This is a genomic window from Streptococcus sp. E29BA (assembly GCF_041807805.1).
In the GTDB taxonomy this organism is placed as follows: Bacteria; Bacillota; Bacilli; order Lactobacillales; family Streptococcaceae; genus Streptococcus; species Streptococcus entericus.
Genome location: NZ_JBGTZA010000046.1, coordinates 1 through 10,092 on the forward strand (window position 1 = coordinate 1; position 10,092 = coordinate 10,092).

The window sequence follows — 10,092 nt, forward strand, 5'->3', positions numbered from 1 at the left end:
CCAGCTTTGTGAAGGTCAACAATTTGTTGCTTAAAGTCATCACTAAATTGACGACGGATTTTTCTAGACATAGAGTTATCCTGTTTTCTTTAGTGTAGAACACTTTATAAATTCTGTCTAGTTTAGTGTAACCGATTCAGCCTGTTATCCCTTGGTGGAAAACTTAGACATTCCTTTTTACTTTGCGGTTCCCTATTCGTCTTGGCAAGGAGGGTGCAATGAGAACGCCAATGGTTTACTGAGGGAATATTTCTCCAAGAAAACCGATTTGGCTGCTACTTCTGATGGACAATTGGCGAAAGTCTTATTCGACATCAATAACCGACCACGAAAATGCTTGGCTTACAGAACAGCTTTTGAAGCACTATTGAAGGAATTGTGATAAGTGTTGCACTTATTCTTGCAATTTATCTTTTAGTAAAAACTAATCACGTCTCCACTATCAAAGTCAGTTCCCTTCACGGTGAGGACGATATCGCCTTCTTGGAGGGTCTTATCCATCGAATGCCCATAAATCCGCAAAACCGGAAGCCATAGGACCGCAATGAGAACAGCGGTAGAGGCAACAGCCATTAGAATATATAAGGTATTTCTCACGATTGCCCAAAATCGCTTACGATAGGTTAATCTATCCAGTTCTGTTGATAGCGATTGAGTTGTTAACTTTACATCAGACATCCGCTTGATCACCTCTCTCTTAAGCTTGAGCCTGAGCTTGCGATTGAATGCTTAGCAGGTAATCATCGGCAGCCTTTTGAGCTGCTTCAAAGACCTCATTCAGAGCCAAAGCTGCCTCAGCAATAGAGCCAGCCTTTTCCAATCGTATCTTTTTTTCATTAAGAGCTTCTTCCAGTGCTAGGATTTTTTGCTCTTGTTCTTCAATGACTTGCTGCTGATGCAACATCATTTTAAGTAATTGTTCACGCTTTAATTTGCGTAACTGGTTCTGTTCCATAACTGTCTCTCTATGCTTGAAGTAGCTGTATGTTATCTGATTGTATTATAGGGTATAGACTTTTGTCAAGTTTTTATACTTTATTTTTCCACTCCCTATACGCCTCAATGTCCTTATGGACTTGTTTCCAGACGGTGGCGATAACGAGAGCATCATCCATCTGACCGAGAAAGGGAATCCAGTCAGGAACGATATCAAGCGGTGATAGGAAGTAAATCAAAGCGCTGACGATAGCGATGATAGACTTGATTGGAACAGTTTTGTACTCACCTTTCCAGTAACTTCTTACCATGCTAATCAAAATCGGAATCGATTTGATTTCCTGACTGACAAAAGGAATCCACTTGATTTTCTTCTCCAATTTCTCCAAAAACGGTTCCATTTTGACGTCATCTTTGAGCAAATCTTCTGCCTTTTTGTAGCGATTTTGCAGTTGCTCAATTGCTTGAGTTTTTGTCATTTTTGTTTTCATAATAATCTCCTTGAGTAATTATAATAAATCGACAAGTTAGAACAACGTCTGTTCTTCCAAGCTAAATCGGACATTCTCCTCAATCCACTTGCGGCGAGGTTCGACCTTGTCGCCCATGAGGGTGGAGACGCGGCGCTCAGCACGCGCTAGGTCATCAATGGTCACCTGAATGAGGGTGCGAGTCTCAGGGTTCATAGTAGTCTCCCAGAGCTGGTCGGCGTTCATTTCACCCAGTCCCTTGTAGCGTTGGAGAAGAGCGCCTTTTCCGAACTCTTTTCGCAAGTCCTCTAGCTCACCGTCCGTCCAAGCATAGGCGATTTTTTCGGTTTTTCCTTTGCCTTTGCTCATCTTATAGAGCGGTGGCAGCGCGATGTAGATATGCCCCGCCTCGACCAGCGGCCGCATGTAGCGGTAGAAAAAGGTTAAGAGTAGGGTCTGAATATGGGCACCATCTGTATCCGCATCGGTCATGATGATAATCTTGTCGTAGTTGATGTCAGCGATATTGAAATCCGCCCCAACACCCGCTCCAATGGTGTAAATCATGGTGTTGATTTCCTCGTTTTTGAGAATATCGCTCATCTTGGACTTTTCAGTATTGATAACCTTGCCTCGTAGGGGTAAGATTGCTTGAAACTTGCGGTCACGGCCTTGCTTAGCAGAACCGCCCGCTGAATCTCCCTCGACTAGATAGAGCTCATTTTTCTGGGCATTTTTAGACTGGGCTGGGGTCAACTTACCAGATAGCAACCCCTTGTCTTTCTTGTTTTTCTTGCCACTTCTGGCATCATCACGCGCCTTTCTGGCCGCTTCTCTAGCATCTCTAGCACGAATGGCCTTGCGGATGAGGTTGCTGGCCGTTTCGCCATTTTCCATGAGGAAAAAGGTCAATTTCTCGCTGACAATGCTATCGACAATAGGACGAGCAAGGGGGCTGCCCAGCTTATCCTTGGTCTGCCCTTCAAACTGGAGATGGGCTTCGGGAACAAGGATGGATAGGACAGCTGACAAGCCCTCACGGTAGTCAGACCCCTCTAAGTTCTTGTCCTTTTCCTTCAGAAGTCCTGTTTTTCTTGCATAGTCATTGAGGCTCTTGGTAATGGCGGTCTTAAACCCTGTCTCATGCGTTCCGCCATCTTTAGTGCGGACGTTGTTAACAAAGGAGAGGATATTGTCAGAAAAGCCATCGTTGTACTGCATGGCGATGTCCACCTGAAACTCCTGCTCCTCTCCTATAAAGGCGATAATGGGGGTCAAGGTTTCCTTGTCTTCATTGAGATAGGCGACAAAATCCTGCACCCCATTCTCATAGTGGAAGCTAGCTTCTTCTCCAGACCGCTGATCCAGCAAGGTCATGGTGACGTTTTTGAGGAGAAAGGCAGACTCTTTTAGACGCTCTGCGATTGTCCCATACTTAAACTCAACCGTGGAAAAAATCCGTGGGTCAGGCAGGAAACGAACGGTCGTACCAGACTTGGACTTAGGAGCGGTACCGACTTTTTCAAGCGTGGTTACGGGCTTGCCGCCGTCCTCAAAGCGCTGGCGATAGACGCTCCCCTCACGGGTAATCTCCACCTCCAACCAGCTAGAGAGGGCGTTGACGACAGACGAACCAACCCCGTGGAGACCACCAGAGGTCTTGTAACCTCCCTGACCGAACTTGCCCCCTGCATGGAGGACGGTAAAGATAACCTCAACCGTCGGAATCCCCATGGCGTGAAGACCAACGGGCATGCCCCGTCCACTATCTGCCACCGTCACTGAGCCATCGGTATTTAAGGTCACACTGATCTTGTCCCCAAAACCTGACAAGGCCTCATCGACCGCATTGTCCACAATCTCCCAGACCAGATGGTGCAGCCCCACGCCATCGGTGGAGCCGATGTACATGCCCGGCCGCTTTCTGACTGCATCTAGTCCTTCCAAAACCTGAATGGCGTCATCATTATAGTTTGTTACGTTTATTTCTTTCTTAGGCATCTATGACCTCCAAATTTGTCATCTCTCTATTTTACCGATTTTTGAGACAAATGGCAAAGTAAAGTTGCTTTTTCTCTCATTTTAACGTTCATTTAGTTTGTTTGTCAAAGTTTTATGGTATAATAGCGCTATGAATAGTTTTATTTTTGGCATCATTGCCTACCTGCTAGGCTCCATCCCAACAGGCCTCTGGATTGGCAAACAATTTTACAACATAAACCTGCGAGAACACGGTTCTGGCAATACTGGAACCACCAATACCTTTCGTATTTTAGGGAAAAAAGCTGGTATTATCACACTACTTGTCGATGTTCTAAAAGGAACAGTAGCAACACTTTTACCCATCTGGTTTGGCATTGACAGCGACTTGGCCCTCCTGATTGGCTTCTTTGCCGTGTTAGGACATACCTTTCCCATCTTTGCCCAGTTCAAAGGCGGTAAAGCAGTTGCCACATCTGCAGGTGTCCTGTTAGGTTTTGCCCCTGCTTTCCTGATTTTTTTGCTGGTGATTTTCTTACTGACACTCTACCTTTTCAGCATAATTTCCCTAGCCAGTGTGACAGCTGCTAGTGTCGCTATCATCGGCGTGCTGACTTTTCCTGCAATGGGCTTTCTCATCAGCGATTACAGTCTGATTTTTACAGGCTTAATCATCACCATTGCCAGCCTTATCATTATTCGTCACAGAGACAACATGGGACGTATCAAGAACAAGACTGAGAACCTCGTCCCTTGGGGGCTTAATCTCAGCAAGCAAACCAAGAGAAATTAAAACAAATGTTAAGCCCCTAAAGGGGCTTAACATTTGTTTTAATTAACGTAAAAGGCAAAGCAATTAGATCTGCCTTTTTTCCTATATCGGTGAAAAGATTAGTTCTTCACATCTTCGGTAGCTAAATCTTCACCAAACCATTTTTTTGAAATCTCTTGGAATTTGCCATCTTCATAAAGCTTTTTGAAGGCTTTATTGATGTTTTCAACCAATGTTTTGTCGGATTTTCGTGCACCGACAGCAAAGTTCTGCCCTTGAAACTCTTTAGAAATGTCGATCACATTATAATGTTCAAGCTCGCCTTCTTCTGTTAGGTAGTAGTTGGCATAGATGTTATCGACCAGCAAACCATCAATCCGATTACTCTTTAAATCGATGAAGGCTTGCGTAAATGTTTCATACTGGGTCGCATCATTATCTTTGACAATATCTTTCAAAATAGCTGGGTTACTTAGGAAGGTGTCGTAACTAGATGAGCCAGACTGTGCTCCCAAAGTCTTATCAGCCATATCAGCAGCTGAAGTAATCTCTGATGACTTTTTGGTGATAATGACGTCAGAAGTCGGCAGGTACGGGTCTGTAAACAAGACTTTTTCAGCGCGCTCCTCAGTTAAAGAGTAACCGTTCCAAATCAGGTCAATCTTACCGTTGTTCAGCTCAGTTTCTTTCAAGTCCCAGTTGATGGGTTGCCACTTGATAGCAATCCCGTACTGATCAAAGACGGCAGTCGCTAAGTCGATATCAAAACCAACATAGTCACCTGACTTGTCCTTGAAGCCCATTGGGACAAATGTCTCGTCAAAACCGATGGTAATAGACTTTTCAGACTCATAGGTCGTCCATTTGTCAGCTGATGTCTCTGTCTTACTGCCACAAGCAGCCAAGGTCAAGCTCGTTACAAGTGCTAAAGCACCCAGATAAAACTTCTTCATAATATTTTCCTCTTCTTTTGTTCAATAGCAGAGCTGGCAAGCGCCTAACTCGGATTTATTTTCAGAATTTGATCTGAAATATGTTCTGCAAAGGCCATGTCGTGGGTGACCACAATTTGGGTCATGCCACGGTCACGATTAGCGATAATCATTTTCTCAACTTCTTGTCGGAGATGGGGATCAAGCGCTGATGTCGGCTCGTCGTAGCCGATGATTTTTGGATCAATCATCATGGCCCGCGCGAGGGCGACCCTCTGCTTTTGACCGCCAGAGAGGGAGTGGGGATAGGCCTGTTGGTGTTCAGCCAGGCCTAGCTGCAGTAACAAGTCACGAGCTTTCTGCTCTGCAATTTCCTTAGACAATCCCAAGGTTTTAATGGGCGATAAGGTCAGGTTCTCCAAAACTGATAGGTGAGGAAAAAGTTGAAAATCTTGAAACACAAAACCGAGGAGATTAGCTGTCTCCAAGTGGTCGATGGGAACAGCTTGACCGTTATAGATAATCTCACCTGAGTCAAGGCTCTCAAGCCCAGCCAACATGCGAAGCAGGGTCGTTTTGCCACCGCCAGATGGGCCAACTAAGGACAAAACTTTACCTTCTTGAACCGTCAGGTTAAACTGGTCGAAAATGATCTTGTCCCCAAAGGTCTTGCTGATATTTTTTAACTCTAACATAAGACCCTCCTCCTACTGGTAATAGTCGAATTTTTGCTCAACTTTTTTAGACAAAATGGTCACAACGCCGATGAAAAGCAGGTAAATGCCTCCAGCGATAAACATCGGAATCAAACTGGCATCACGGTTTGCGGCTGTTTTAGAAGCCAAGAGCAAATCGCCAACCCCAAGCACGTAGACCAAGGAAGAATCCTTGACCAAGTTGATCACTTCGTTGAAAATGCTAGGCAGAACAATCTTGACCACCTGCGGTAAAACAATATGGACAATAGTTTGAACAGGGGTCAAGCCCAGAACCTTGGCAGCTTCATACTGCCCCTTCGGAATAGCGGCAATTCCACCACGGAAAATCTCAGCAAAATAAGCTGCATAGTTCATGGTAAAGGCAATGATGGCTGCTGGCATCCGATCAAAAGTTATCCCAACGCTCGGCAAAACATAATAGAAGAAAATCAACTGCAAGAGCAAGGGAGTGCCGCGCATTATCCAGATGTAGATATTGAACAGCCAGTTAATAATCTTAATGTTTGAACGCATCAAAAAGGCAACCAAAGCGCCTAGCGGAATAGATAGGGCAATGACAATGAAAAAAACCTGTAAGGAAACCAAGGCGCCCTGTAATAAACTAGGTAAAATGTCTAATAGGTAAGCCATACGCCCTCCTAAATGTAATATTGAAAATAATTATATCAGATTTTCCTGTTTTAGCAAGACTTTCAGGCTTATTTTTAGTAAAAATTCGGGAATATCGACAATCATAACATCACCTAGTTTATGGAGAAAGCCCCCCCCTTTTTTGACTTACTAGAAGCTAAAAACAGAGAGAGTTATGTTTTTCACTCCCTCTGTTTATAGCTCACCTAGTCAACGACCAGCATCGATTTGATGCTCTTACGATCTGCCATATCTCGGTAAGCTTGGTTAATATCATCTAGACGATAACTTGTGGTGAACACTTTTCCTGGATTGATGTCTCCATCTAATACAGCCTTTAGCAACACCTGTTTATTGTAGGTGGTGACACTGGCTGATCCACCGGCAACCGAAATATTGCGGGCAAAGGTAGACCCCAACTTGTGTTTGTCATAGTGCGGTACACCAACGAAACCAACACGACCTCCATTACGAAGTACCCCCAGTGCTTGATCAATCGCAGCCTCTGTTCCGACACATTCAAGAGCGGCATCCGCACCCCCACCTAGTAGCTCACGCACTCGTTTAACACCTTCTTCGCCACGTTCAGCGACAATTGCAGTCGCCCCAAGATCCAGAGCTAATTGCTGGCGGTCGGCATGTCGACTCATGAGAATAATTTGAGAAGCTCCCATCATCTTGGCTGCAATGACAGCACACTGACCAACAGCACCATCTCCAATCACGACAACCTTGTCTCCTCGTTCGACCTGAGCACAGTGAGCAGCATGATAACCTGTCGGCATTACATCAGCAAGTGTCAAGAGGGATTTTATCATGCCTTCTGAATAATCGGATGGTTGTCCAGGGACTTTAACTAAAGCCCAATTTCCATAATGGAAACGGATGTATTCGGACTGATAGCCACCTCCCCTGTTTGTCGCCCCGGGATGATTATCGCAAGTTCCATCAAAACCTGCACGGCAAGCGCCACAAGTGCCGCAACCATGTGTAAAGGGAACGATGACAAAATCACCCGGCTGAACCGTCGTAATGGCAGAGCCAACCTCTTCAACAATTCCTAAAGCTTCATGACCACTGTTTGGTGAATGGGCCGCCTTATCATCGCCATGTGAATAAGACCAGAGGTCCGATCCACAAACACAGGCACGCACCACCTTGATAATGATATCATCATCTGCTTGCAAGGTCGGTTTTGCCACCTATTCAATAATCATCTGTCCTGCTTGTTCAAAAATAGCTGTTTTCATTCATTATGACCAAGAGCGTAAGAACAATTTCGACTCTTACCTCTAATCCTTTCCTCTATAATAGACTAAAATACTTGTAATATTAACGCGATATTAAAGAGCACTAACGACCTGATGTGCCACATATAATTCATCTAAATAAGCGACATCGTCATCTGTCAAATTAACCTCAAAAGCACCCATAAAATCGTCCAAATAGGCTTCTTTGGTCACGCCTAAAATTGGTGAATGCATCCCTTTTTTCCAGAGTCAGGCTAAGACAATCTGTGAACGTGAGACCTGATAGCGCTCAGATAATTCGGCTACACGTGCTACGATCAAACGATCCTGCTCCTCTGTCCTATCATACTTAGATTTTGCTTTCATATCCGTCGCACTACGGGCTGTATTTGCTGTCCAGTCTCTGACAATCCGTCCTGCTGCTAATGGACTGTACGGTGCCAGACCTACTCCATAATCTTGACAGAATGGAATCATCTCCCGCTCATCTTCACGATACAGCATATTGTAATGGTTTTGCATGACTGAAAAGGGTGTCCAGCCATTCTTTTCAGCCACATATTGTGACTTCTGGAATTGCCAAGTATACATATCTGAAGCACCGAGATAGTGGACTTTTCCACTTCTGACCAAATCGTTCAAAGCAGACATAGTTTCTTCAATCGGTGTATGATAATCCCAGCGATGAATGTAGAGAATATCAATGTAATCAGTCCCTAAACGTTTTAGGCTCTGTTCTACCTGATGGAAGATCGCTTTACGAGACAAGCCATGTTGATTGGGTTTTACTTCTCCGTTTGGCAAATCACTAAAGAAACATTTTGTCGCAATCACAACTTCTTCACGTTTGGCAAAATCTTTTAGAGCCCGCCCCAGAATCTCTTCGCTGGTTCCAGCAGCGTAGGTATTGGCCATATCAAAAAAGCTAATACCTAAATCCAGTGCCTTTTTGATAATGACTCTACTCTTTTCTTCATCTAATAACCAGCCTGAGTGAATTCCCATATTGGCATCTCCAAAACTCATGCAACCCAAACAAATTTTTGACACCTCAAGTCCAGTATTTCCCAGTTTTGTGTATTCCACATTCTTTCTCCTTTAGTTCTTCCAGATTTCCTTTGCCCGATTAAAAGCTGACCAGACCTTTGGCCAGCCAACATAAAAGGCGAGGTGTGTAATGATTTCAGAAATTTCTTCCTGCGTCACCCCATTCTTCTTGGCTAGGTTTAGATAATGATCTAATTGTTCCAAACTTCCACTACTAATAAGGGCAGATACGGTGACGATTGAACGAAGTTTAGGAGCAAGTGCATCCTCCCTGGACCAGACTTGTCCAAACAAGACATCGTCATTTAAGGAAGCAAATGTTGGTGCAAATTCCCCCAATATCTCCCGTCCTGCTGTTTGTTTTTCCATCTTTATTCCTCCTTTTAAAAATGAGCTTCCTCGTATTGCTCATCTGTCACTGCTTCATAAAATTCACCAGCTCCCGAAGTTATGGCAATGTGCGCAAACCATGAATTTTTGCTTGCTCCGTGCCAGTGCTTAATCCCTTTATTGGTCATGACCACGTCTCCTGCTTTAAGGTGGCGAGCTATTCTCCCAGCCTCCTGATAAATTCCTTCGCCACCTATTACTAATAAAATTTGGTAACCATCCAGATGAACATGCCAATTGTTTCGACAACCCGGTTCAAAAGTTACATTGCCAACAAAAACTGACTGATCCGGAGATTGTGCTAAGGTCGCTAGATAGGATTGACCAGTGAAAAATCTTCCATAAGGATTCTCTGTACCTAACTCAAATAACGGTGAAGCGTATAATTCTTCATGTTGTACCATATTTCCCTCCTATTCATCAAATAAACTTCGTTCAACTGGAAGAATCGCCTGTTTGTAATTTTCAATCTTATATTTGAGACGATCGCGCGCTTGTGTTAATTCGTTTATACGATTGTCCAAGGCTTCTAGTTGCTCACTCAGCAATTCGATACGAGCAGGAACCGTCTGATCACCTTGCCCCAATAATTGGATATATTCAATCAGCGGCTCAACGCCAATGCCAGCACTGCGATAACAGCGGACAAATTCCAATAGCTGAATATCTAACTCCGTAAAATCGCGTACACCTGCTTTATTTCTTGTGACAGCCGGCATTAAACCTATCCGTTCATAATAACGAATCGTGTCTGCTGAAATACCAGTCTTCTCACTGACCTTTTTAATATTCATTGCATCGCCTCCTCTCAAGCACTTGTATTATACATCTTTGAGTTAACCCCAAGTCAAGGGATTTTTTGTTTTTCGATTAACCAGTTTTGGAAATAAAAAACTCTCCCTACCGCCAGTGAACCGCACCCCAAAAGTTAGACAGATAATCTAACGAATGGGGTGCTTTTTTATG

General features: G+C 44.1%; 11 protein-coding genes and 3 pseudogenes. 2 read left to right on the forward strand and 12 right to left on the reverse strand.

The window, feature by feature from the left end; translation table 11 throughout:
- Positions 1–139: 139 nt before the first annotated feature.
- A pseudogene (locus tag ACERC8_RS09000) lies at positions 140–382 on the forward strand (transposase); the annotation flags it as partial.
- 35 nt (positions 383–417) lie between these two features.
- On the opposite strand, the pseudogene ACERC8_RS09005 reads toward ACERC8_RS09000, so the two are convergent.
- The 4 genes and pseudogenes from ACERC8_RS09005 to parE form a co-directional block, all read right to left on the reverse strand.
- Positions 418–678 (reverse strand): annotated as a pseudogene (locus tag ACERC8_RS09005) (S26 family signal peptidase); the annotation flags it as partial.
- A gap of 19 nt (positions 679–697) precedes the next feature.
- Positions 698–955, reverse strand: a complete 258-nt coding sequence (locus tag ACERC8_RS09010) for a DNA repair protein (protein WP_373659557.1) — start codon at positions 953–955, stop codon at positions 698–700.
- Between the two features lie 73 nt (positions 956–1,028).
- A complete protein-coding gene (locus tag ACERC8_RS09015; RefSeq protein WP_373659558.1) occupies positions 1,029–1,427 on the reverse strand; it encodes a YkvA family protein in 399 nt (132 codons plus the stop codon).
- A gap of 36 nt (positions 1,428–1,463) precedes the next feature.
- The gene (gene parE / locus ACERC8_RS09020; RefSeq protein WP_373659560.1) at positions 1,464–3,407 is read right to left on the reverse strand and encodes a DNA topoisomerase IV subunit B; all 1,944 of its coding nucleotides are present in this window, start codon (positions 3,405–3,407) and stop codon (positions 1,464–1,466) included.
- Positions 3,408–3,537: 130 nt separating this feature from the next.
- Between parE and plsY the strand changes: the two genes are divergently transcribed.
- Positions 3,538–4,179 (forward strand): glycerol-3-phosphate 1-O-acyltransferase PlsY, encoded by a 642-nt coding sequence (gene plsY / locus ACERC8_RS09025; protein ID WP_373659561.1) that lies wholly within the window; start codon positions 3,538–3,540, stop codon positions 4,177–4,179.
- A gap of 98 nt (positions 4,180–4,277) precedes the next feature.
- On the opposite strand, the gene ACERC8_RS09030 is transcribed toward plsY, so the two are convergent.
- The 8 genes and pseudogenes from ACERC8_RS09030 to nmlR all read right to left on the reverse strand — a co-directional run bounded on the left by ACERC8_RS09030 (position 4,278) and on the right by nmlR (position 9,920).
- Entirely contained in the window at positions 4,278–5,111 is an 834-nt protein-coding gene (locus tag ACERC8_RS09030; protein WP_373659562.1) for a transporter substrate-binding domain-containing protein, read from the reverse strand.
- 44 nt (positions 5,112–5,155) lie between these two features.
- Positions 5,156–5,785 (reverse strand): amino acid ABC transporter ATP-binding protein, encoded by a 630-nt coding sequence (locus tag ACERC8_RS09035; RefSeq protein ID WP_373659563.1) that lies wholly within the window; start codon positions 5,783–5,785, stop codon positions 5,156–5,158.
- A gap of 12 nt (positions 5,786–5,797) precedes the next feature.
- Positions 5,798–6,439, reverse strand: coding sequence for an amino acid ABC transporter permease (locus ACERC8_RS09040; RefSeq protein ID WP_373659564.1), 642 nt, complete (start codon positions 6,437–6,439; stop codon positions 5,798–5,800).
- 206 nt (positions 6,440–6,645) lie between these two features.
- The gene (locus ACERC8_RS09045) at positions 6,646–7,641 is read right to left on the reverse strand and encodes a zinc-binding dehydrogenase (RefSeq protein WP_373659566.1); all 996 of its coding nucleotides are present in this window, start codon (positions 7,639–7,641) and stop codon (positions 6,646–6,648) included.
- A 141-nt stretch (positions 7,642–7,782) separates the two neighbouring features.
- Positions 7,783–8,775 (reverse strand): annotated as a pseudogene (locus ACERC8_RS09050) (aldo/keto reductase).
- A 12-nt stretch (positions 8,776–8,787) separates the two neighbouring features.
- Positions 8,788–9,105, reverse strand: a complete 318-nt coding sequence (locus ACERC8_RS09055) for a carboxymuconolactone decarboxylase family protein (protein ID WP_373659568.1) — start codon at positions 9,103–9,105, stop codon at positions 8,788–8,790.
- 14 nt (positions 9,106–9,119) lie between these two features.
- Positions 9,120–9,530 (reverse strand): cupin domain-containing protein, encoded by a 411-nt coding sequence (locus ACERC8_RS09060; protein WP_373659569.1) that lies wholly within the window; start codon positions 9,528–9,530, stop codon positions 9,120–9,122.
- Positions 9,531–9,539: 9 nt separating this feature from the next.
- A complete protein-coding gene (gene nmlR, locus ACERC8_RS09065) occupies positions 9,540–9,920 on the reverse strand; it encodes a stress response transcriptional regulator NmlR (protein WP_373659570.1) in 381 nt (126 codons plus the stop codon).
- Positions 9,921–10,092: the final 172 nt, after the last annotated feature.

Excerpts from the sequence above, each read along its gene's own strand:
- ACERC8_RS09060 (WP_373659569.1), bottom strand. The coding sequence starts at position 9,530 with ATGGTACAACATGAAGAATTATACGCTTCACCGTTATTTGAGTTAGGT.
- parE (WP_373659560.1), bottom strand. The coding sequence starts at position 3,407 with ATGCCTAAGAAAGAAATAAACGTAACAAACTATAATGATGACGCCATT.
- plsY (WP_373659561.1), top strand. The coding sequence starts at position 3,538 with ATGAATAGTTTTATTTTTGGCATCATTGCCTACCTGCTAGGCTCCATC.
- nmlR (WP_373659570.1), bottom strand. The coding sequence starts at position 9,920 with ATGAATATTAAAAAGGTCAGTGAGAAGACTGGTATTTCAGCAGACACG.
- ACERC8_RS09040 (WP_373659564.1), bottom strand. The coding sequence starts at position 6,439 with ATGGCTTACCTATTAGACATTTTACCTAGTTTATTACAGGGCGCCTTG.
- ACERC8_RS09035 (WP_373659563.1), bottom strand. The coding sequence starts at position 5,785 with ATGTTAGAGTTAAAAAATATCAGCAAGACCTTTGGGGACAAGATCATT.
- ACERC8_RS09015 (WP_373659558.1), bottom strand. The coding sequence starts at position 1,427 with ATGAAAACAAAAATGACAAAAACTCAAGCAATTGAGCAACTGCAAAAT.
- ACERC8_RS09010 (WP_373659557.1), bottom strand. The coding sequence starts at position 955 with ATGGAACAGAACCAGTTACGCAAATTAAAGCGTGAACAATTACTTAAA.
- ACERC8_RS09030 (WP_373659562.1), bottom strand. The coding sequence starts at position 5,111 with ATGAAGAAGTTTTATCTGGGTGCTTTAGCACTTGTAACGAGCTTGACC.
- ACERC8_RS09055 (WP_373659568.1), bottom strand. The coding sequence starts at position 9,105 with ATGGAAAAACAAACAGCAGGACGGGAGATATTGGGGGAATTTGCACCA.